Raw genomic sequence first — 23,126 nt, forward strand, 5'->3', positions numbered from 1 at the left:
CTAATATGATTCTGCAACAAAAACAGTATAAAATTATCATTGTCATCTTAATGATGGTATTATTAATCGGTGCAGCACTGCCGGGCTATATTAATCAAAAGTGGTCATGGATGGATATGCCCCAACTCCAAACCTTGCCCCAACTTCAAACCATTAGAAAGGAAGGTTTGACAATTCCAGGATGGCAAACGGTTAAAATTGAATCCTTGGGTGCGGGCAGTAAACAGTGGTTAAAACAAGAAGTAAAACGCGATAATCAGACAGCAACGGTGCTATTATTTCCTCAAAATTACTATAAAGATCAGCCTCAACTGGAATGGATGGATCTGAATGGATTGCTCGGGTGGAAAACCGATGATTTCAGTTACGATCGCTTTTCCCTAAAATCCACCGCCGGTGAAATTAGCCCGGCGGAAATTGAAGTTCAATTTTTTAGAGCCTGGACTGCAACTCAGACCTGGGCCGTGACTCAGTGGTACGCTTGGCCAAACGGTGGAAATCCCGCCCCAAGTCGTTGGTTTTGGATTGATCGTTGGGCCCAACTCCATCAGCATCGCGCCCCCTGGGTGGGTGTTAGTCTTTTGATTCCGATTAAACCCTTAGATAATATTCAGGATGTCTGGCCCGTGGCCGTTTCCCTGGGTGAAAGTATACAAGCATCCCTAATGGCTAAAGCCTTATTTATAGCAGGGAACATCGGAACCGGGAATGGGGAGGCAAAAACAGGTTTGCTGTCTCAGTATGAGTCCTAACTGCGTAGACATCACAATTGCTACACCACAATTCCTTCACCGACGCTGCTAGATGAGTTAATTATGAATCAACGTTGTCGCCAGACCTTTGTATCCCTAGTCCTCGCCAGTCTTTATTCCACCAGTTGGATAGTCTGTTTCGCCACCTTGCTCTGGGGATTTTCCAGCCGACAAAGGGTTATGGCCCAAACCGTCAATCTTCCAGAAAAATGTGTGATTCCCCAAGGAGTAGTCACCCAACCCTATCCGGGGGCAAAGTTACGGCCCCCGAGCTTTCCCCAACCCACCTGGCCCCAAATAATACAACTGTTTGACCGGGCCGGAAATCCCGTCTTAGACCGTTCTGGAGCCGTTGCCCCCCCCATTGATAATATTTATTTCCGGCGTTTAAGTGAAAATCGCGGGGTCAATTATCGTCTTGGCCCAGGGGATCAACTCTATATTGATGTATTTATTAATGGCCAGCGTTCTAATGATCTCAGCGTCCCCGTTACGGCCGTTACCCCCGATGGTGCGATTTTATTACCTTTAATTGGAGCCATTCGGGTTCAGGATTTAACCTTGGAGCAGGTACAAAGGATTATTAATAGCCGTTTAACTCCTTTTGTCCAAAATCCCCAAACCAATCTTTCCCTATTAACCCAGCGTCCGGTCAGGGTGACGGTGACCGGGGAAGTGGCTAGACCCGGATTTTATCCCTTAGCCAGTCCTGAACTCCCGATTGCCCTGACAACGGCCCAGGGAACCACAACGGCGGCGGATTTAAGAATGGTCAAAATTCGGCGTACCTTAGCTAATGGCCAGGTGGTAGAAACGGATGTGGATTTGCTGACACCGTTATTATTAGGCGTGAGACCTGTGGATTTGTTACTTGAAGATGGGGATGTGATTGTGGTTCCCTCCCAGGAGGTGCGGGCCTATCAAGGGCCAACTCGGAATATTTTAGAAACCTATAGTTTGGCCGCCGCCCCCACAGCCGTTAGTGTAACCATTGTGGGAGATGTCACCCGACCAGGATTTTATCAACTTCCCCCAGGCAGTGGACAGGTAACAACGGCTATTCAAGCTGCTGGTGGGGCAAGAATCACCTCGGATTTACGGTCGGTTTTGATTTGTCGGATGACGGCCGATGGTCGCTTAATCGAAGATATTATCGATTTGTATACTCCCATTCAAGAAGCTACGGCTTTACCGAATGTTTCATTACAAAATGGCGACGCTATTATTATCCCGAAACTACAACCGGATGAAGGGTCAGGTTATGATCAACGGTTGGTGGCGACATCAACCTTAGCCAGTCCTCAAATTACGGTAAGAATTTTGAGTTATCCTGTGAGTACGGTGGGAACGGTAGCATTACAAAATGGTAGTAGTTTTATTGATGTATTAAATTCCGTTCCTTTGAATTTAGCGGATTTACAGGAAATTGCTTTAATTCGTTATGATCCAGAAACTGGAAAACCCACAAAACAACTTTTAAATGGTAAAAATGTATTAGCGGGGGATGCCACGGATAATGTTTTATTACAAGACAATGATGTGATTGTTGTTAACCGCAATTTAATCACTCGGGTGAGTTTTGCTTTAAATACTTTTACTCAACCTTTTCGCGATATTCTCGGATTTCTCCTATTTTTCCAACAGTTACAAAACGGGGTGGAAAATCTATTTAGTCCTGGTGGTAGTAGTAGTGGTAGCAGTAATAGTAACAAGAAAAAATAAGCAGTTAATACCTATCATCCTATTTTTTATTACCCATTACCCATATTATTATGACTTTACCGATTGTTAAACGATATTTAATTGCTTTTGATCAATATAAATTGGCGGGTTTTGCCACCTTTATTGTAGCGTTAGGGGCATCGGGAGCCGCTGCAATGTTGATGGAACCTCCGGCTATTCCTCCCTATAAAGCAACGGGTATTCTGATGGGTCAAAGTAGTCCGGTGATCTTTTCTAAAACCGGGGAGGTGATTCAACAACAAGGACAACAACTCACTTCTGAAATGTTACTTCCTCCAGCCATTTTAGAACCGATTCTGAAAGAATATCATCTGGTTCCGAATGAGGAATTGAAAAAAAAATTATCGATTCAGGTGCAGCCGGCCGCTGCTGGTACTAAAGATGCTCCCGGTTCTCCGATGAAAATTACCATTGCTTATTTAGATCCTAATCGAGAACGGGCGGTAACTTTTGTGAATAAACTTATGAAAACAATGTATGAACAAAGTCGTGTCATTAATACTCAACAATTAAATAGTATTATTAATCTAATTCAAGAAAGATTAAAACCAGCCGAAGCAGAATTGAGACAGGCAGAAAAAGAGTTAGAAAATTATGATAAACGGGAAGGAGCTACAATTTTAAGTTTAGAAGGTGGCTCCTTACCCGCAGCAATTTTAGCCAATGAACAGCAGCAAAAACAGATTCAGTTACAGTTAGATGCCCTAGATGCTCAAGTGATGAGTTTAGAATCTCAGTTGGGATTAAATGCTGACCAAGCCTTTGTGGCTCAAGCGTTAGCCTCTGATCCAATTATTGCTCAACTGCGGGTTCAATTGTATGAAATCGAATCCCAATTAGTGGTTTTACGCAAGGATTATAAAGATCAACATCCTTTAGTTGCAGAATTAGTCAAACGTCAACAAGCCGCCGAAAAACAGTTACAATCTCGAGCTTCAGAAGTATTGGGAGGAGGTGGAATTGCGGCTCCTTTAGTCAGTGTGGATAAAATTAGGGTTGATTCTTCTCTTGATCCAACTCGTCAACAATTAGCTCAAAATTTAATTGGGTTAAAAACTCAAAAGGAAAGTTTAGAACAACAATTAATATCATCCCAAAAAACCGGAGAAGACCTCAAGCGGAATTATGCTGATATTCCGAATAAACAATCGGAAAAACAACGGCTAGAACAGCAAGTAGCTTATAAAAAAGCCTTGTATGATCAAATGCAGGTGAAGTTAGTGGATGCGAAAGCGGCTGAAGCTGAAATTACTAGTAGTTTAGCGATCGCCAAAGACGCACAGGCTCCTGATATCGAAATTCCTAAAGCGTTGAGTATGGCTTTAATTCTGGCAATGGGAGGACTCGGAGGAGTTTTAGGCGGGGCGGTGATTATTTTTGTCCTGGGAATGTTGAGTGGGAAATTCTACACCTGGGAAGAAATTCAAGGAGCGTTTAAAGAGCGAGAAGTTCCCCTTTTGGGTGTGGTGCCTAATGTGTTTTTATTCCCAGAAGATTATGTTTTACCGTTGTTACTTAAACGTTATTCCCCCTATCTGGAATTTTATGAAAAAATTCGCAGTAATTTACAACGGGTGGGAAATAAATCTCCTAAAGTTATTTTAATCACCAGTGTGGGAACCGGGGAAGGAAAAACCTTAAGTGCCTATAATTTAGCGATCGCCGCGGCTCGCAGTGGTAAACGGACTCTATTAATTGAAGCGGATTTGCGATCACCTTCGGAAGTAGAATCTTTAGGATTGGCCCTGGATTCCCAGAGTGCGGTGGAACCCCTACAATATTATGGAGATTTATATGGTTGTATTCGTCTAGTTCCCGATGTGGCTAACTTATATGTGATTCCCAGTCCGGGGGGAGTGCGTCACCCAGCAACGGTTTTAGAATCGAGTGAATTGCGCCGTTTGTTAGAAGAAGTCCGCTATCGGTTTGATTTTGTGGTGGTGGATAGTCCGGCTTTAGAAGGCAATAATGATGTTTTAACCTTGGAACCCTACACCGATGGGATGGTAATTGTTACCCGTCCAATTTACACCGCCTCGGGGCTATTAGGAGAGGTTACGGACAGATTAATGGATACCGAGTCAGCCGATCCCAAAAAATATCGTCCGCGACTTTTAGGGGCAATTGTGAATGGGGCGGATATTTTTGTTGACTACTTTGAGGAAGACTCCCTCGAACATGACCAACCGGTTCGAGATCAACCTCGCCCTCGACCTGCGTTAAAACCTAAAGCTCCTAATAAGAAGCAGAAACGATTACCTGCTAGGGCGAGGAAGTGAGCAGGGGGAGCAGGGGGAGGCAGGGGAGGCAGGGGAGGCAGGGGAGGCAGGGGAGGCAGGGGAGGCAGGGGAGGCAGGGGAGGGAGGCAGGGGGAGTAAACTATTACCGATTACCCATTCGTAATTCGTAATTTGAAATTGATTTAGGGTTTTGGGTTGCAAAATCAAAAATTGTGTTATAGTAGTAAATGACCTGGACTTATGCGATTGGAACGCCCAAATCTTGTCAGAACCGGAAGGTGGCAGCAATACGGGATGCTTCTGATAGGCGTAAACTCCGGGTCACTTTTTTGAGACGATATCGGGATTGAAAACGGATTACAGACCAAGTTGATTAACCTTTAGCCAGCAAGTGTGTAATTACTAATATTTTAAGAAACTGGAGTCGTTATGGCGGGTTTCGGAGATCTTGTCCAAAAAGCGGTTTATTTAGGGGTGGGTTTAGCCTCCTATGCGGGTGAAAAAGCTAGTAAAACTCTGGCAGAATTACGCACAGATGCCCAAAAACTAGCCGATGAGCTAGTCAAGCGGGGCGAAATGACCACAGAAGAAGCGCGTCGTTTTGTGGAAGATACGATTCAGCAAGTGCAACAACCGACGAATGAACCCACGCCCCCATCCAAAAAACCAGAACCTCGTCGGATTGAGATTTCTGATGATGATGATTCTGGGGATAATGGGGTTGATCAGTTAAAAGACCAGGTGCGGGATTTACAGGAGGAATTGCGTCGTCTCCAGAAAGATTAGGAGGTTGACCCGACAGAAAAAATTCAAGGTGAAGGGTTAATTCAATCGCGCTATACTAGAATTCTGGTATAGCTGTTTTTTGCTATATTTTATATAAATTATTTAGAAAACTGGTTATCAGTGTCATGGAAGATTGGTCAAAAAGTATTGTAGAAGCGATAGAAACAACCGTTTCTGACATGGAGAAGTTTTTTACAGACGTGACTGAAGAATTGAACGAAATACTAAACGAACTCACCAAGATCTCGGAAGAAATTACCGATGAGGTACAAAATAAAATTCTTCCCGAATTGGATGAATATATCAATGATATCTTTGAACCGATTATTGATATTTATTTGGATTTGGATTTAGAGGACGAGGATGAACATTTTGATCCCTTTGTCACATATATTCAACCCACGGAAACCGAACATCCGGCTTGTCGAGGATGCCAACATTATCACGGACAAGTTTATGGGGGAAATTTATTAGTTTGTGGAATGCACCCAATGGGTGCCCAAGCAGAAACCTGTCCAGACTGGGAAGGGTAATTACAAATTGCGAATTGCGAATTACGAGTGAGTAATGGGGATTGATTTTTTAGGTTTTCTAATAATTGAGTTTCTGACTTGGGATAATCAGTTAATAAATTCACCATTAACTGATGACTGATAACTGAATTAACTGATAACTGTTAACTGATGACTGATAACTGAATTAACTGATGACTGATAACTGTATTCCTCAAATTCCCTTATCTTTGCATCTACGAGAGTATCAACAGCAAGCAGTGAATAACTGGTTTGCTAATCGAGGGCGGGGAACGTTAAAAATGGCAACGGGAAGCGGTAAAACCATTACTGCTTTGGCGATCGCTACTCAATTATATGATCAAATTAGATTACAAGCAATTATCATTATTTGCCCCTATCGCCATTTAGTAATTCAATGGGAAAAGGAGGCTAAAAAGTTTGGATTACAACCGATTTTAGCTTTTGAAAGTGTCCGTCATTGGCAAAAACAATTATCGGTGGAACTCTATCAATTAAGAGCCGGAACTCAGTCTTTTTTAACGGTTATTACCACTAATTCTACCTTAATTTCTGAAGGTTTGCAATCTCAAATTCGTTATTTTCCAGAAAAAACTCTGATCATTGGGGATGAAGCCCATAATTTAGGAAGTCCCAAGTTAGAAGAAAGTTTACCCCGAAATATTGGCTTGAGATTAGCCCTTTCTGCGACTCCTGAACGACATTTTGACCAAAGTGGCAGCGATGCTATTTTAGAGTATTTTGGGCCAGTTTTACAACCGGAATTAACTCTAGCTGAAGCCATTCGTCAAGGGGCGTTAGTGCGGTATTTATATTATCCAATTTTAGTCGAATTAACCGAAGCCGAAAGTCGAGCTTATCATCGATTAACCACTCGCATTGGTTGGGCATTGATCAAGGATAAAGACTGGGAACAGAACGAAACTATCACCGCTTTATTAATTCAAAGATCTCGGTTAATTGCCTCCGCCAGTAATAAGTTAGATGCCCTACGTCAGTTAATGAAAACCCGGTTACATACAACTCATACTTTATTTTATTGTGGGGATGGCAGTGTAGAAACCCTAGAGGATTATTCCCCCCGACAATTAGAAGCCACGGTTGAATTGTTAGGGTCAGAATTAGGATATCGGGTGAATACTTATACCGCCGAAACTCCTTTAATTGAACGGGAAAAATTACGCCAACAATTTGAACAAGGAGAATTACAAGGGTTAGTTGCTATTCGTTGTTTAGATGAAGGAGTTGATATTCCAGCGATTAAAAATGCGGTAATATTAGCTAGTAGTTGTAATCCTCGGCAATTTATTCAGCGACGGGGAAGAATATTAAGACCCCATCCAGGGAAAGAAAGGGCAACGTTATTTGATATGATTGTATTACCGCCAGATTTGGATAGAAATACCTTAGAAGTTGAACGAAATTTGTTAAGAAAAGAGTTAAAAAGGTTTTTGGAATTTGCCAATTTAGCTGATAATGCCGGGGAAGCGAGATTAAAATTACTTCAGTTGCAAAAACGATATGGGTTATTAGATTTATAGCAACCCAAGGCTTTCACCCTAACTTAAGTGAAATAATAGCATCACTAACTTTTACCATCAATATCATCGGATCGATCACTGAGGCAGTGAAACCATACTTCTGATAAAAGAGCTTTGCATCTTCCGAGATCGCATGGACGAGAATTGCTCGTATTCCCGCAATTTCAGCCGCTTGTAGCGTGCGAAGAATCGCGTCTCGTAGCATAGCACGCCCGATACCTTGGTTTTGCCACTGCCGATCAACGGCTAATCTTCCGATCACCATGACCGGAATTGGATCGGGCATATTACGCCGAACTCTTCCTGTGGCAATAGTTTGAGCTACTGCGCCGTTGGCAAGACAGTAGTAGGCAACGACGACTTTACCCAGACAAAGAACATAAGTGCGGGAAGCCCCTTCTAACTCATTTTTCCAACCACGATGCTTCAGCCAGTCATCTAACTGACTGTTACCCGAATCAAAATTTTCAACTTGATGTAACGAATTTAGTTTTTCAGGGGGGCTGAGTTTGTCTCGATCTCGATCTAATCCCACGGCGATTTAGTGGTTAACAATGCCCGTAATTTCTCATTTTTCATGGGTGGTGCATCTAACAGCGCCACGAATTTCTGAAATTCATCCTGCTCTAGCCCAAAAAAACAGCGGCTTAAAATCACATCTTGGGCTTCTTGGTAAGCTGTTTCAAGCATGAACTCTGATCGGCTTTTTCCTTGTATTTTAGTCGCTTTATCGATAAAATCACGTTGACTCTGCTTGGCTCGGATATTGATCGTTACCTCGCGGGTTTGGCTGACTGACTCTTGAGATTCTGACCCATACATAACTGCTACCTCTGTGAGAGCTAAGCTAAATTGCCTATTTCTTACTTGATTCCAGGTTAACATATCTGTATACACATTGTCAATTGTCAACAGATTTCCGATGCCTAATGGTAATTAGGTGACAAGCTCGGTATTTTATATTACAACAAGCAAAGATAAATTTTTGTTAAGACTAATCAACTCTTGTGGTTTAAAACTCAGCTTTGTCGCATTCTTTTGTCGATTTTATATTAAAATGATCACAATTGCAATTTTACGCCTATTAAAATGTTTAAATATTCTGAAAGTATTATTACCACTATTGCTAATGTTTTCTCGGAGAAAAAATCTACCTATGGGGATAACATTAATCCTAAAGAAGCTCAAGACCCGATTATCAATGCTTCCCCAGAAGTGCGAGAAATTATTGAACGGGTATTACAAGCGGAACGAGATAAATTGTATATGAAAAATCCCCGTAATATTAATGATGATATTCTCAAAATTATTAAGGATGTGGTGAAATGAGATTAATTTCAATTCAACTCTGTAACTTTCGACAATTCTATGGGAAAACTCCAGAAATTCATTTAGGGTTTGGAGAAAAGAATACAACGGTTATTCATGGTAATAATGGAGCCGGAAAAACCACCTTAATGAATGCTTTCACTTGGGTTTTATATGAAAAGTTTAGTGCAGCATTTTCTATTTCTGAACACCTTGTTAATAAACGAGCTTTAAATGAAGCCGAACCTACAAAAGCCATAGGATGTTGGGTTGAATTAGTTTTTGATCATGATCATAAACGATATTCAGTTAAACGCATTTGTCGAGCGTATAAAAATGGGAATGAGATAGAACAGAGTCGCAGTGAATTATCAATGCAGGTGGCTGGAGATGATGGCCGATGGGCAATACCACCTCACCCACCGGAGGAAATTATTAATCGAATTTTACCCTTAAGTTTACATCAATATTTCTTTTTTGATGGAGAGAGAATTGAGCAAATTGTTAGGGATGAACGCAAAGTAGAAATTTCTGATGCGACTAAGGAATTATTAGGGGTAGAAGTTTTAAATCGAGCCATCAAACATTTGGGAGAGGCTAAAAAATCCTTAGAAACGGATTTAGCAATTATTGGCAACCCCGAAACTAAAAAATATTTACAAGACAAGAAAAAAGCCGAACAGGAAATTGATAAATTGTCGCAAAGACATACAGAAATTAATCAAGAATTAGATAACCAAAAACAGCTAAAACTAACCCTAAGTGAGAGATTAATGGAGTTGAGTGGGGCGGCGGAATTACAAAAGTTGCGGGATGAATTAGAGCGCAAAAAACAATCATTACGAGAACAACTCCATCAAGCTCATGTTGCCATTAATCGGGCTATTTCTACTAAAGCCTATACGGTTTTAATCCCGGAATTAACGGCGGAATTTAGAAGTTTATTTTCAGGTATGCGAGAACGAGGAGAGTTAAATACTGGAATTACAAAACAGTTTGTGCAAAATTTATTAGAGCAAAAAAAGTGTATTTGTGGGGCGGAATTAATTTCTGGAAAAACTGAATGTGCACAGGTTGAACACCTATTAAATCGGGCTGGGACTGCGGATATTGATGAAACGGCGATTCGTTTGAGTACCCAAGTCGATGAATTAGATAAACAAGGGATTCAATTTTGGGAAGAAATTAATCGTCAACAACTTAATATTCAAACTTGTAGAGAGGAATTACAAAGGGTTGAAAATGAACTCGATAGTATTACTAATAAACTTAGAAAGTTTCCTGATGAGGACATTCAGGAGTTACAAAAACGTGTAGATGAAATTGAACTTAAAATTAGTGAAATGAATCGAGAAACAGGTTCAAATCAGCAACAAATCCAAACCTTTAAACAGACTATTGAGAGTTTATCTCGACAAATCGATAAGCAGCAAATGAATGAAATGAAACAACTCTTAGTTCAAAGAAGAATTGCGGTTACTCAGGATACGATTCTGCGTTTAAATGAAGTTAAAGACCGTTTAGACCAACAATTTCGCTATCAGTTAGAAAAACGAGTTCAGAAGCTATTTAGTCAAATTTCCTTTACGCCTTATGTACCCAAATTAACCGAAAAATATGAATTAAAATTAGTAGAAACTACCGCCGGAGAGGAGGCCGAAGTCGCCGCTTCCACGGGAGAAAATCAAATTTTAAGTTTATCATTTATTGGGGGAATTATTGAAGGGGTGAGGGAATGGAGTCAAAAAAATACCTTAATGGGCCCCGATAGTAGTACCTTTCCGATTGTTATGGACTCTCCTTTTGGCAGTTTAGATGAAATTTATCGCCGACAAATTGCGAGTATTATTCCTCAATTAGCGAATCAATTAATTGTTTTAGTAACTAAAACCCAATGGCGAGGAGAAGTGGCGCGAGAAATGGAAAAACGTATCGGACGGGAATATATTTTATCCTACAATTCTCCTAAAACCGATTGTGAGGAAGACTGGATAGAATTAGCCGGAAATCGTTATCCCTTAGTCCATCAAAGTCCCAATGAATTTGAATATACGGAAATTTTAGAAGTAGAATATGATTTTTAAACGCATAAAAAATACTCAAACTGAATAATAGGCAATTAGATATACTCTGATCAATATAACACCTCAACTTGTTTTTGTCTAGGGTAAATTGTGCTTATTTTTTACAAGATATCTCTTTGACGTCAAAACGTTTACAAAATTTTATACTTATGCTTTCATCCTAGGGTTACGCTTAAAAATCCACAGTTGAAACGGGAGAGAAATGGACTATTTAACAGAATGGACAGAAAGTGGTGTAGATGAAGAACTCACTCAACTGAATGTGATTCCTTTAGAGGGGTATCGTCCGTTGGATTATCTTCTCTATTCTGATACCCTGCCGCGATTAAATACAGGTCGGATATCTCAGCCTATTCTTAACCGTTATCAACATCTTTATCATGGGGGTTGGTGGTGTTCCGGGATTGATATTTTGACGGGAAATCCTGATTTATGGGGCTGTTTTAAGCCGATTAAACCCCGTTTGACTTCAGACGAGTGTAAATTAATTAAATATGAACATCCTCCCAACACACCTATGGGGATTTTTGCGCTTAGAATTTCTCGAACAATTTGGGAACAAATTGCTCAAAAATATGGGGTTAAAATTAATCCTTCTGATCTACAAACCCATCAACCCGACTTAGGATTTTGGCGATGGGTGATTGCTCATCCCGAACTACCTTTATGTATTACAGAAGGAGCAAAAAAAGCCGGAGCATTACTCACAGCCGGATATATTGCGATCGCACTTCCGGGGATTCATAGCGGGTATCGAGTTCCCCGAGATAAATATGGAAATAGAATTGCTAAACCTGCTTTGATTCAGCAGTTACAGCAATTTGTCAATCCCAATCGTAAAATTTATATGGTATTTGATCAAGATACCAAACCTAGAACTATTAAAGCCGTCAATTCAGCTATTCAGCAAACGGGATATTTATTGACAAAAGCAGAATGTTCTGTGTATATAGTCACCTGGAATCCCAAGTTAGGTAAGGGAGTTGATGATTTAATTAAAGAACAAAGTCAAATTATATTTGATCAGGCTTATCAAGATGCCACACCTTTAGAAACTTGGAAGGCTTTCTCCTTTAATCGGTTAACTTATCCAGCAAATATTGATCTAAATAGTCGTTATTTATCCTCAATAAAAATACCTGAATCCGCTAAATTAATTGCGATTAAATCTCCTAAAGGAACCGGAAAAACTAAAATTTTAGAAAACATAGTTCAAGAAGCAATTAAAAACGGTAAGTGGGTATTAGTCATTGGTCATCGAGTTCGATTAATTGAAGCCCTCTGTCAACGATTTGGATTACAATATATGAAATCCCCTATTGACACCCATAATTCGGCTTTAGGATATGGATTATGTATTGATTCTCTCCATCCTAATTCTGGGGTAAAATTTCAAGCCAAAGATTGGTCAAATGGGTTAGTTATTTTAGATGAAGTTGAACAAGTATTATGGCATGGATTAAACTCAGAAACCTGTCAAAACCATCGGGTTTCTATCCTTAAATCCTTTAAAACCCTGATGCAAAATATTTTAGGGGGAAAGGGTCAAGTGGTGATTTCCGATGCCGATTTAAGTGATATTTCCATTGATTATTTAACTAGCCTATCGGGGGTACATCTGCAACCTTTTATTATTCAAAATGAATGGCAACCCTCAAGGAATGAAGCCTGGAAAATTCATAATTACTTAGGAAATACCCCCGACCAACTAGTGAAAGACCTAGAACAACATATTGCCGAAGGGGGGAAACCTTTTGTCTGTTTGTCTGCTCAAAAATTAGCCAGTCAATGGGGAACTCGTACCCTAGAAACCTATTTACAAACCCAATTTCCCGATCGCTCTATTTTAAGAATAGATTCCGAATCCTTAGCCGATCCCAGCCATCAAGCTTATGGCGCAATTTCTAATTTGAATCATGTGCTAAAACAGTATGATATTGTATTAGCATCGCCCTCAATTGAAACGGGAGTTAGTATTGAGATTAATAACCATTTTACCTCGGTTTGGGGAATATTTCAAGGGATTCAAGCGGAAAATTCTGTTCGTCAAGCCTTGGGACGAATTCGAGAGAATATTCCGCGATTTATTTGGATGGCAAACCGAGGATTTAATCAAGTAGGAAATGGGGCAACCTCCATGAGTTCTTTACTCAGTAGCGGACAAAAATTAACCCGCCTAAATATTCGTCTATTACAACAATCTGATTTTGAAGAATTAGATGATTTAGAAATAGGATTTCAAGCGGAATCCTTAATGGGTTGGGCAAAAATGGCAGTGCGATTTAATGCAGGCATGGCGCGTTATCGAGAGACAATTTTAACTGCGTTAATGGCAGAGGGTCATCAAATTATTGAGATGCCACAGGCCAAAAAAATACCTAAAAATTCGATTAAATCCACTCAAAAATTTAAACCCGAATGTTCAGAACGTCCTAGTCTCAACGAACTAATTCTAGCAGTCAAAGATCAGAATTATCAAGCGGAATCCGTGGCGGTGATTAACGCTCCAGATCTGAGCGATAGTCAATATTACTATCTCCAACAACAATTAGTCAAAACCACGGAAGAACGCCGGGCTATCCGTAAACATGAGTTGAAATTACGTTATGGTATTGCTGTTAATTCAGATGTGATTAATAAAGATGATCAAGGATGGTATGAACAACTCAGAATCCACTATTTCTTAACCGTTGGTCGTCCCTATTTAATCGGTCGAGATGCCCTGATTGCTAGACGGTTAATGGAACAGGGACAGGGAAATATTTTTGCTCCTGATTTTAACCGTTCTCAGTTAGGAGCTATCATTGGGATTATGGAATTATTGGGGATTCCTGCTTTACTGAAAAATCCAAAACGAGATTTAAAAAATACCGATGCTGACTTACAAACCATTGCCGAAATAGCCCTAAAAGATCGCAATGCCATCAAGACTATTATTGGTATTGGACTGGCTAAAAATTCAAGTCCGATTACTATTTTACGGCGGTTTTTAGATAAAATTGGTTATCGTTTAACCTGTGTGCGCTCCCAAAGTGAAGGGAAAAAACGAGTCCGAGTTTATCACCTGGTTGACCCCCAAGATAACCGAGAAGAAATCCTGCAACATTGGTTAAAATTAGAGGGTCAATATCCGGGTCAATTAGACAGGATTTTATCTAAAAATACGCCTGCTCCTGACCCTTTCCGATTTACTCCTGACTATATCCAACTCTCTTTATTTATGCCAGGTAATAGTTATAGCAAGAGGCAATAGGGAATAGGCAATGGGCAATAGGTAAATACTTAAGCTGTTGTGCATTTAAACTGTATATTCGCTTCGTGCGAGGACGCGCTGCTGACGCAGGGCTTCGCCAACGCACTGCATAAAATTCAAGATTTCTGCATAACTAATTTAGATACTGAACAGCTTACTGTGAGCAGCTTTTAGCTTTCAAGAATGTCCTAATAGATGTGGCGACTGCTATAACGGAGGAAAAGACTTCACCGCCAGCGATTTGCTGCATCGGTAGTCTTTTCCCATCCTCTTTTTTATGGGATTAATTAACATTCCGTTAAAAAAAGTGATGACTTAGCCACCGAACTAATTGTTAATTCTGTTTTAAACTGCCACAATGTTGTTTTAAACAGGTTTCTAACAATTTAGCATCAAAAATAATCGGCAAAAAGTGAATGCTTTTGACTTCCCTAAAATAGAATAAAATGGGTACAGGAGTCCAAAAAATTTCCCAGTTTATCCAGTCTTGGTAGGGAAATCGACGCAGTAGTTTACCCGAACGATAAACGTCTAAATCCGTGGGGGTGAATTGCAGACGAATGAGGGCGGTTTGCACTAACAAAAATAGGGCAAAAATTGCAATCCCTAAACTCACCCATCTTTGAATTAAAAATAGGGGAAAAGCACTAATCAGCAGCACCATCGGAATTATATAATTCGGAGGTAACTCAACGATATTAGATGTTTGGGTTGTGGGTGTTGTGGTCATTTGTTTTTTTTGAGTCAAAAGCAGTTCCATAAATTCTACCAAAATTATCATCATTTTTGCAGCTAGTGCGGGTATTATCAGGCAAATATCTTAAAAATTTATCAACCCTTGACGGAGCTTCCCATCCCTTGAAACATAATCCAAGATAGGAAAAAATCGATAATAAAAATAGATAATAGGGCGGTGACAACGGCCGTTGTGGTGGACTGACCGACACCTTTTGCTCCTCCGGTGGTAGTTAATCCCCAACTGGTTCCAATAATGGCAATGGTCGCCCCAAAAACTAAGCCTTTAACTAACCCACTACAAACATCCCAAACTTGTAGAAAATTCCGTACTGAATCTAAAAAGACCGTTGAAGAAATATTGTACATAGTAGTAGAAATTAATAGGCCGCCTGCTAATCCTGTCACTAAACAAATTACGGTTAAAATTGGTAACATCGAACAACAGGCGATTACCCTGGGAATTACTAAATAATCCACCGGGTCAGTTTTTAACATATAAAGAGCATCAATTTGTTCCGTGACCCGCATTGTGCCGATTTCCGCCGCAAAAGCCGAACAGACTCGCCCGGCGACAATGACGGCCGTTAATACCGGACTGAGTTCCCGGGCCAGGGACAGGGCCAGAACTCCCCCGACAATATTCACAGCCCCCAAAGCGACAAATTCCCGTGCTACTTGAATCGTGAATACCATTCCCACAAAACTCGCCGTGAGCAGAGCAATCATCAAGGATTCTGGGCCAACTATTACCATTTGTTCCAAAGTGTTACGACGGTGAATTTTACCCTGGAGTAAATGCACCACCACCTGACCCGCCAATAACAGGGCGGCCATAAATCGCTGTAGCCAAAGTCCAAAGCTGGAACGAGTTTTAGAATTACTCAAGGGAATCACAACGGGATAAAGTTCAACCGATACTTAGAAATATACAAATCTTCAACAAGATTTATAAAGCATAAATCTTAATTTTTTTAACTTTATATTTAAGATTTCTCACAGATTCGATTAAAATGGGCGATCGCTCCTATCTTAGAAATTGATAGGCTAGATTTTCCCTGATCTCCAATCTAACTGAAGTCAACGGCACTCGCCAACAAGTTGAAGATAGCTGATCTCCTTTGGACAAATTTATGAGTATTTTGCCCCATTTCCTTCGTTCTTTGCTACTAGCAATTACCTTTAGTTTTATCGCCCCGCTCTTATTGATTGCCGTGGGATTAATCACCTTTGTCCTGATGAGTCACCTGCCTATTATACAAAATTTAGGGACGTTGGGCTGTCACCAAATGCTTAAATTTCTTGCCACCTTTGGCAATGGACATCCCTTACAAGGTTGTTTGGTTATTGCTCTAACCTTTAGTTTAGTGGGCGGGTTATTCGATACCTATGCTTGCTGTCAAAACTTCCGTAGCAATTAAAATTTACAATTATTAATATTTGATTATAAAACTAGGCTGGAAAGATTAATATACGGATTGAATCCGTATATTAATAATAGTTAATAAATAAATATACATCTAAATAATTTATTGAAGAAATGATTAAGAAAAGAACAATACCATTTTTAGAAAATTAAAATTGTTAAGTATATATACTTAAAAGTAATATAAACAGGTTCATCTGCTTGGAAAGCCTCCTAGGAAGTTATATTTTTACCCAGCCCTTTCACAAAATAACTTAAAACTGTAAAAAGGAGCATAATTGTATGTCAACGGTTCAAGATTTAACCATTATTTCTCCTTGGAAAGCCGAACTCGTTAAAGATATTTTTCCCGGACAGTTTGACCTTTCCGCAGATCAGTTAACAAATTTCAATAACACCCTATATTTTCAAGCTGATCAAACTGGATCTTGTTATTATTCCTATTCAGCCAAGGAACAGTTGTGGAAAAGTGATGGCACAGAAGCGGGTACTAATTTAGTTAAAGATCAAGGTTTATCCTCTCACGGTTCCTCAGCCTTGAAAGTAGATAACAACACCCTATATTTTCAAGTCATCAATCCAGATCCTAGCACAATGACCTCAAGCTTGCAGTTGTGGAAAACTGATGGCACAGATACAGGAGTTCAGTTAGTTAAAGACTTGGGAAGTTCTTTGAATATCAATACTTTTATCCCTACTGAGAATAACCTTTATTTTACTACAGCAGGCTCCTCCTATGATGAGCAGTTATGGAAAACAGATGGAACTGAAACAGGAACAATTTTAGTAAAAGATTTCAGCCATACTATATCTAATTTCAGAGAAATTAACAACGTTTTGTATTTAGATGTTAATAACGACAAGAACGTTTTGCATATAGATCTTGCTACCATTAACCTTCCCTCTGCGGTTCAGTTGTGGAAAACCGATGGTACAGAAGCAGGAATAACCTTGGTTAAAGACTTTGGTGATTCAATATTTTGTGATACTTTTGAAGATAACACAGCCATTATCAATAATACCTTATACTTTGAAGTTAATAGTCAATATTCGCCAGAGGTTCCCGTAAATTATCAACTCTGGCAAAGTGATGGAACTAATACAGGAACAACTGTCGTTAAAGATTTTGGCAGCATCAGAGATATTAATAAATTTTGGGGAGAACTCAACAATACTTTTTACTTTTCCGTATCCGTCTCTTACCCAGAAAATAACAATAAAAAAACCTATGAATTATGGAAAAGTGATGGCACAGATACCGGGACAACCTTAGTTCAAGACTTAGGAAATTATTCTCCAGATCACTTAACAACAGTCAACAATATCTTGTATTTTTTTCGGAATAATTATGACTCTCTTACCAAGATATCCAACAATCAGTTATGGAAAATAGATGGAAATAATGGCAATATTAGTTTAATCAAAGATGTAGGAGATTTATCAATTGAGGACTGGGAAACTATTGACAATAACTTGTATTTTCAAATATCAAAATACGACGATAATACCAAGATATCAACGGCTCAATTATGGAAGACTGACGGTACAGATGTCGGGACAACATTAGTCAAAAATTTTCCCAATGCCAGTTTCCCTTTTAGCAAAAAAAAATTAGAATCCATCAATAACATCCTTTATTTTCAATTAACTGATCCAACTTATGGTACAGAATTATGGATGAGTAATGGTACAGAAACAGGTACAATGATGGTGGCAGATATTAACCGAGGAAAAGGAAGTTCTGATCCTTCCATTCCCGTTGATGTGAATAATACACTTTATCTACTCGCTGATGATGGCATACATGGCAATGAATTATGGAAATTAACCCCGACCGAATTAGGAAGTGATGTTAAGAGTTTAGCTATGAGTAATCTCAAGTTAATGTCTGAAGTAATCAGCACTTACCAATTGCCAACTTTTTCCAATTCTAGCAATGGTTTCTAATTCTGTTCAAAATTCGTTTACTATTTTTAGAGGCACTCTTTTTTAATTAGGTTAAATTCTCTCCATGGCTGATATTGTTGATATTGCTGTAGGTGCGGGTTCATTTACAACCCTGGTAGCCGCTGTTCAAGCCGCAGGTTTAGTAGAAGCCTTGAAAAGTCCTGGCCCTTTTACTGTGTTTGCACCTAATGACGAAGCGTTTGCAAAACTTCCCCCTGGAACAGTACAAACCTTAGTTCAAAATCCACCGCAGTTGGCTAGAATTCTAAAATTTCATGTCGTTTCGGGTAAACTAACAAAAGCCGATTTAGAAAAATTAGGTTCTGTTACTTCCTTGGAAGGTTCACCCATTCCCATTAACTGTTCCGATGGTTTTGAAGTCAAAAATGCCACGGTACTTGCTCCCGATATTGAAGCGGATAATGGCATTATTCATGTCATTGATACCGTGATTTTAATGGGTTAATTGATTAGGAAAAATAACCCGTAGGGGCGAGGTCTCCTCGCCCAAAACATGGGTATTAAATTAATCTAAAAATCTCTATCAAGATTAATAATTATTAATTAAGGAGAATAAAAGCGGAACCCTATTTGAAAGAATTGTATAAATTATAGATACGAAAAAACCAGAGTATTTTTTATTAGAGAATGTCAAACGTATTTTAACCATGGAACAGGGACACCATTTTAAAGTTATTTTAAATGCTTTAGCGTCTCTTAATTATTTGATTGAATGGCGAATTATTAGTCCGATTAATTTTGGTATTCCTCAAAACCGTGAGCGGATTTTTATTTTTGGAACTCGTTGTAAATCTGATTTTAACCCTATCAGTTTAGAAGATAATCAAGAGGGAGGTGCAAGGTTAGGGTATACTATTTTTGGTATTAATGGAGTTGCTTCTACTATTTAACGATTTCTAATGCCTTACAATGGCGATTACAATACACAAGAATCATCGACCAAGCCACTTTAGGAATCGAGGGTGTAGAAAATTTAATCGGATAAACATTAAACAACTAATCCTACACCCTACATCCAATTTAACGATAATCAGAGTTTTGAATATCTCTTAATCGTGCTTCAGGGCGTTTAAACCGATCTAATTGAGCTTCAAAAAATTGCCGATTTGCGATCAAATGTTTAGGATTTTGATCATCTAAAGGATACAGTAAAGCCGTGCGTAACGCTTGAATTACCGCAGAAGTTACACAATACATTGACCGTTGGAAAGTATTCGCCAACTGAATCAACATATCATCCTCACCTCGGCAATGTTTTTGATAATATTCGACTAAATAAGGCGGCAAGAAATGTAACATATCTTGCATTAATAATGTAGGAGGAATTCCCGCTGTCCCAACGGGAAAAATATCAGCATAAAGAATCCCATAATGGAAGTCATTTTGATCATCAGGAACTTGTTTCGCTTGAGCATTATAAGACTTGGTTCCTCGGAAGGGAGACGTGCGATAAAACACCGCTTCAACGTAGGGTAATGCCGCCTCATATAACCACATAAACCCTTTAGATTTAGGGATAATTTCATAGCATTTCCCATCAATATAAACATGATGATAAATAGGTCGTCCAGCAATGGCAAAAATCCCATTAACCAGAAAATTCATCGCTTCAGGAACACTAGTAATTTTGCCTTCATCATAAAGATCACTCATTTCAAAAAATACTGGCGCCATCACTTCCCAGAATAATCCTAAATTACTATAATAGGACATCATTTTGACCTGTTCTAAGAATAAATCCGGGAATAGGTTATATAATCCCATCATCATCGGATTTTTCTTAAAATAGGCTTTAATGGCTTTATCGGCATTAGCTTTATATTCATCGGTATCTAAATAGGGATCAAATTGTCCTCCCATATCTCGATGCCAAAACATTGCTTGCATACAAGCTTCGGCAAATTCCATATTAACTCGATCATGCCATAAATGATGTAATAATTTTGGCATTTTTACAGTTTCACCCTTTTCTATAAAGGCTAATAATTCCGGGTGTGCTGTTGCTTCTCCTCGCCAAATTCTTAAATCGGCATCATCGCCTGCATAATGATTATGCAAGTCTAAATATTCTTGAGGAATGAAGTATTTTAAAAAGGGTAAGGGATTTAAAAACACTTGTTCTGCAATATAAAGTAAATCCCGCCAATAGAAATCCATTGGCACTGCATAGGCTTTATAAATCCCGATAATTTGCATTAGGTTTTCTGGGGTATCGGGTAACATTGCACCCCCAGCCTCTAAGCGGTGAATAATCTCGGAAAATTCATGGGTTGAGGGGGGTAATTTTGTTTGAGATAAAGTTGCAGTTTTCATGATTTTTCCTGGTTTTAATTGTTGTTAAAAATTGGGATAAATAGGGCGGGTCTAGTTAGGTTAATGGTGGGTTCAGAAAGATTGATTTGAACCCGACCTAGGGGTTTATTGTTTAATGGCAATTTGGGTAGGAACAGATTGATTTAAGGCAATAACCATGGCTTGGGCGGTGGGTTTCCATCCATCGAAATAACCAAGTAGGTTGTATCCCGAGAATGAAAATGAACGCGGCTAAAATTAATGCGGGAGCTTGTTCTGAGAAGGTAACTTTCGGGTAATAAGCTAATTTATTATCCAGTTTACCAAAACAAGTTCGGTTGAGGAGAATCACAAAATAAACAGCCGTTAAACCGGAGGCAATAATACACAGTAAACTGTGAATTGGGAAGACAGAAAATGTCCCTTGAAAGACGGGAAACTCGGCGACAAATCCCACTAAACCAGGGATACCAGCACTCGCCATTCCTGCCATAATTAATAAAGCACTAGTTAGGGGTAAACCGCGAATGGGATTCATTAAACCATTTAGAATATTTAAGTCCCTGGTTCCGACTTTTTCTTCTACAATTCCAACTAATTGAAACAGAATTGCCAAGATTAAACCGTGGGCTACCATTTGAGCAATTGCCCCAATTAAGCTTAATTCATTCGCCGCCGCCGCCGCTACTAAAATATAACCCATGTGACCAATAGAACTATAGGCTACCATGCGTTTAATATCCTGTTGAGCAATAGCGGTTAGGGCTCCATATAACACACTAATTACCCCGATTGTTGCCAGGGTAGGGCTAATAACTTGCCAAGCATCAGGAAACAGTTGTAAACCAAAACGAATTAAACCATAAGCTCCTAATTTAGCTAAAATTCCTCCTAATAAAATTGTCACGGGGGGAGAAGATTCGACATAGGCATCGGGTAACCAAGTGTGCAGGGGAACTAGGGGAATTTTGATCCCAAATCCTAATAGTAAAATGGTGAGCAAAATTAACTGAGTTGTTAATTCAAAGTTCTGGGTTTGAATGGCAGAATAATCAAAACTTCCGGCATCACTTAGCCACGCCATGCCTAAAAATCCGGCTAAAATTAGAATCCCAGAAAGGGCAGTATAAATCAGAAATTTCATCCCTGCATAGGCACGTTTTTCACCACCCCAAATGCTAATTAAAAGATAAATGGGGATTAATTCTAATTCATAGAATAAAACAAACAGGAGTAAGTTTTGAGATAAAAAGGCTCCAGCAATTGCCGCATTCACTAATAAAATCATTGAGTAGTAGAGGCGAGGACGCTCCAGATTTCCGTGACTGCTGGCAATGACAATAAAGGTTAAAACCCCGCTTAAAGCGATTAGAGGAAAGGATAAACCATCTATTCCTAAACTATAGGATAGTCCTAATTGGGGAATCCAAGCTAAATATTCTTGCAATTGGAAATTAGGATTGGTTAAATCAAAATCAAAGCTGAGTTTTATTGTCCAAATTAAAATCACACCTGTTATTGCTAAAGCAATGGAACGAACTTGAGAAGCCGAGAATTGTTTGGGCAAGAGTCCAATTAATAGAACTGCCAAAACTGGAATAATAATTAAAGCACTCAACATAAGTTTAGGGTGGGAGGAACAGGGATATTTAAGTTAACCAATGACTAAATTATTCAGAAATTAGCAAGTTTATCAAAGTTTTAGATGGTTTGTTTGATAAACTTGCTTCAGTTAGCTTTAAGCCACAACTTTTATCATTCCGGTTTCTAAGTTATAGTAGCTTCCTACTATTTTTAATTTCCCTTCTTTAACTAGTTGGGAAATAACTGGAGAAGCCTGTAAACGACTGATGACAAATTTAACATTAGAAATGATGCTTTCTTCTAAAGTTTGATTAGGCTTTATCGCCGGTTTAATGGCATCCAAAATGCTGGAAATTTGACCCGGAACTGCATTGCCAGCAATAGTAGCTTTGACTGCGCCACAATTTTGATGTCCAATCACCATCAGGACTTTTGCTCCTAACACTAATGTTCCAAATTCAAGACTACCAATTTCTTCAGAAGTAGCAACATTTCCGGCATTTCTAACTACGAATAAATCTCCAAAACCCTGGTCAAAAATAATTTCCGCAGGCACCCGAGAATCTGCACAACTGAGAATAGCGGCAAAGGGGGCTTGTCCTTGGGCAACTTCTTGAACTCTGGTCATGGTTTGATTAGGACTTTTTCGTTTATTGTCGATAAACCGTCGGTTTCCTTCTAACAGTTGGTTTAACGCTTCATCGGGAGTAATATTGTTTTGGGCAACGGCAGGTTGAGCTTTGAACAAATTTACTTTTGTTCCTAATCCCGCAGTTAAAGCCGCAGTTCCTGCTACTCCTGCACCAAACTTTAATAAATTCCGACGGGAAATGCTTAAGTTTTGTTGAGTTGTGTTCATGATTTTTTTACATTAAGTGGAT

The 23,126-nt window shown here is 39.3% G+C and carries 19 protein-coding genes, 1 other RNA gene and 1 pseudogene; 14 read left to right on the forward strand and 7 right to left on the reverse strand.

Annotated elements, in window-relative coordinates; all coding sequences use genetic code 11:
* The first annotated feature begins 5 nt into the window (after positions 1 to 5).
* The 7 genes from AC2D3N_RS06245 (at position 6) to AC2D3N_RS06275 (ending at position 7,595) form a co-directional block, all read left to right on the forward strand.
* On the forward strand, positions 6 to 752 hold the full coding sequence (locus tag AC2D3N_RS06245; RefSeq protein WP_079677228.1) for a cyanoexosortase B system-associated protein: 747 nt from the start codon (positions 6 to 8) through the stop codon (positions 750 to 752).
* Positions 753 to 815: 63 nt separating this feature from the next.
* The gene (locus AC2D3N_RS06250; protein ID WP_079677229.1) at positions 816 to 2,474 is read left to right on the forward strand and encodes a polysaccharide biosynthesis/export family protein; all 1,659 of its coding nucleotides are present in this window, start codon (positions 816 to 818) and stop codon (positions 2,472 to 2,474) included.
* Between the two features lie 50 nt (positions 2,475 to 2,524).
* The gene (locus tag AC2D3N_RS06255) at positions 2,525 to 4,774 is read left to right on the forward strand and encodes a GumC family protein (RefSeq protein WP_484693107.1); all 2,250 of its coding nucleotides are present in this window, start codon (positions 2,525 to 2,527) and stop codon (positions 4,772 to 4,774) included.
* A gap of 190 nt (positions 4,775 to 4,964) precedes the next feature.
* An RNA gene (gene ffs, locus AC2D3N_RS06260) (signal recognition particle sRNA small type) lies at positions 4,965 to 5,061 on the forward strand.
* Positions 5,062 to 5,164: 103 nt separating this feature from the next.
* Complete coding sequence (locus AC2D3N_RS06265; RefSeq protein WP_079677231.1) at positions 5,165 to 5,521, forward strand: phasin family protein; 357 nt, start codon at positions 5,165 to 5,167, stop codon at positions 5,519 to 5,521.
* A gap of 125 nt (positions 5,522 to 5,646) precedes the next feature.
* On the forward strand, positions 5,647 to 6,054 hold the full coding sequence (locus AC2D3N_RS06270) for a hypothetical protein (protein WP_079677232.1): 408 nt from the start codon (positions 5,647 to 5,649) through the stop codon (positions 6,052 to 6,054).
* A 173-nt stretch (positions 6,055 to 6,227) separates the two neighbouring features.
* Positions 6,228 to 7,595: a DNA phosphorothioation system restriction enzyme gene (locus AC2D3N_RS06275; RefSeq protein ID WP_484693108.1), complete on the forward strand. Its 1,368-nt coding sequence runs from the start codon at positions 6,228 to 6,230 to the stop codon at positions 7,593 to 7,595.
* A gap of 13 nt (positions 7,596 to 7,608) precedes the next feature.
* On the opposite strand, the gene AC2D3N_RS06280 is transcribed toward AC2D3N_RS06275, so the two are convergent.
* Both AC2D3N_RS06280 and AC2D3N_RS06285 read right to left on the reverse strand, forming a co-directional pair.
* Complete coding sequence (locus AC2D3N_RS06280; protein WP_484693109.1) at positions 7,609 to 8,130, reverse strand: GNAT family N-acetyltransferase; 522 nt, start codon at positions 8,128 to 8,130, stop codon at positions 7,609 to 7,611.
* Positions 8,121 to 8,417 carry a type II toxin-antitoxin system TacA family antitoxin gene (locus AC2D3N_RS06285; protein WP_484693110.1) on the reverse strand — a complete coding sequence of 99 codons (297 nt, stop codon included), beginning with the start codon at positions 8,415 to 8,417 and terminating at the stop codon, positions 8,121 to 8,123. The genes AC2D3N_RS06280 and AC2D3N_RS06285 overlap by 10 nt, the downstream gene beginning before the upstream one ends.
* Positions 8,418 to 8,684: 267 nt before the next feature.
* Between AC2D3N_RS06285 and AC2D3N_RS06290 the strand changes: the two genes are divergently transcribed.
* From AC2D3N_RS06290 to AC2D3N_RS06300, 3 genes are all read left to right on the forward strand, one after another.
* Positions 8,685 to 8,924, forward strand: a complete 240-nt coding sequence (locus AC2D3N_RS06290) for a hypothetical protein (protein WP_042156089.1) — start codon at positions 8,685 to 8,687, stop codon at positions 8,922 to 8,924.
* On the forward strand, positions 8,921 to 10,987 hold the full coding sequence (locus AC2D3N_RS06295; protein WP_079677234.1) for an AAA family ATPase: 2,067 nt from the start codon (positions 8,921 to 8,923) through the stop codon (positions 10,985 to 10,987). The genes AC2D3N_RS06290 and AC2D3N_RS06295 overlap by 4 nt, the downstream gene beginning before the upstream one ends.
* 202 nt (positions 10,988 to 11,189) lie before the next feature.
* On the forward strand, positions 11,190 to 14,240 hold the full coding sequence (locus AC2D3N_RS06300) for a plasmid replication protein, CyRepA1 family (RefSeq protein WP_484693111.1): 3,051 nt from the start codon (positions 11,190 to 11,192) through the stop codon (positions 14,238 to 14,240).
* A 334-nt stretch (positions 14,241 to 14,574) separates the two neighbouring features.
* On the opposite strand, the gene AC2D3N_RS06305 is transcribed toward AC2D3N_RS06300, so the two are convergent.
* Together AC2D3N_RS06305 and AC2D3N_RS06310 are read right to left on the reverse strand one after the other, a co-directional pair.
* Positions 14,575 to 15,000: a DUF3119 family protein gene (locus AC2D3N_RS06305; RefSeq protein WP_484693112.1), complete on the reverse strand. Its 426-nt coding sequence runs from the start codon at positions 14,998 to 15,000 to the stop codon at positions 14,575 to 14,577.
* Between the two features lie 71 nt (positions 15,001 to 15,071).
* Positions 15,072 to 15,863 carry an MlaE family lipid ABC transporter permease subunit gene (locus tag AC2D3N_RS06310; RefSeq protein WP_026794222.1) on the reverse strand — a complete coding sequence of 264 codons (792 nt, stop codon included), beginning with the start codon at positions 15,861 to 15,863 and terminating at the stop codon, positions 15,072 to 15,074.
* Positions 15,864 to 16,108: 245 nt separating this feature from the next.
* Here AC2D3N_RS06310 and AC2D3N_RS06315 point away from each other — a divergent pair, with 245 nt between their 5' ends.
* The 4 genes from AC2D3N_RS06315 to AC2D3N_RS06330 all read left to right on the forward strand — a co-directional run bounded on the left by AC2D3N_RS06315 (position 16,109) and on the right by AC2D3N_RS06330 (position 19,259).
* Positions 16,109 to 16,396, forward strand: a complete 288-nt coding sequence (locus AC2D3N_RS06315; protein ID WP_484693113.1) for a hypothetical protein — start codon at positions 16,109 to 16,111, stop codon at positions 16,394 to 16,396.
* A gap of 287 nt (positions 16,397 to 16,683) precedes the next feature.
* Complete coding sequence (locus AC2D3N_RS06320; protein ID WP_484693114.1) at positions 16,684 to 18,348, forward strand: hypothetical protein; 1,665 nt, start codon at positions 16,684 to 16,686, stop codon at positions 18,346 to 18,348.
* A gap of 64 nt (positions 18,349 to 18,412) precedes the next feature.
* Entirely contained in the window at positions 18,413 to 18,814 is a 402-nt protein-coding gene (locus tag AC2D3N_RS06325; RefSeq protein ID WP_484693115.1) for a fasciclin domain-containing protein, read from the forward strand.
* 145 nt (positions 18,815 to 18,959) lie between these two features.
* On the forward strand, positions 18,960 to 19,259 hold the full coding sequence (locus tag AC2D3N_RS06330) for a DNA cytosine methyltransferase (protein ID WP_234996606.1): 300 nt from the start codon (positions 18,960 to 18,962) through the stop codon (positions 19,257 to 19,259).
* A gap of 130 nt (positions 19,260 to 19,389) precedes the next feature.
* Here the strand turns inward: AC2D3N_RS06330 and AC2D3N_RS06335 are convergent, their stop codons facing one another.
* The 3 genes and pseudogenes from AC2D3N_RS06335 to AC2D3N_RS06345 form a co-directional block, all read right to left on the reverse strand.
* Positions 19,390 to 20,682 (reverse strand): CO2 hydration protein, encoded by a 1,293-nt coding sequence (locus tag AC2D3N_RS06335; RefSeq protein ID WP_484693116.1) that lies wholly within the window; start codon positions 20,680 to 20,682, stop codon positions 19,390 to 19,392.
* Between the two features lie 105 nt (positions 20,683 to 20,787).
* A pseudogene (locus tag AC2D3N_RS06340) lies at positions 20,788 to 22,282 on the reverse strand (NADH-quinone oxidoreductase subunit M).
* A gap of 117 nt (positions 22,283 to 22,399) precedes the next feature.
* A complete protein-coding gene (locus AC2D3N_RS06345) occupies positions 22,400 to 23,104 on the reverse strand; it encodes a carbonic anhydrase (protein ID WP_484693117.1) in 705 nt (234 codons plus the stop codon).
* Positions 23,105 to 23,126 lie beyond the last annotated feature (22 nt).

This window comes from Planktothrix sp. PLAVEN19ND (genome assembly GCF_057220675.1).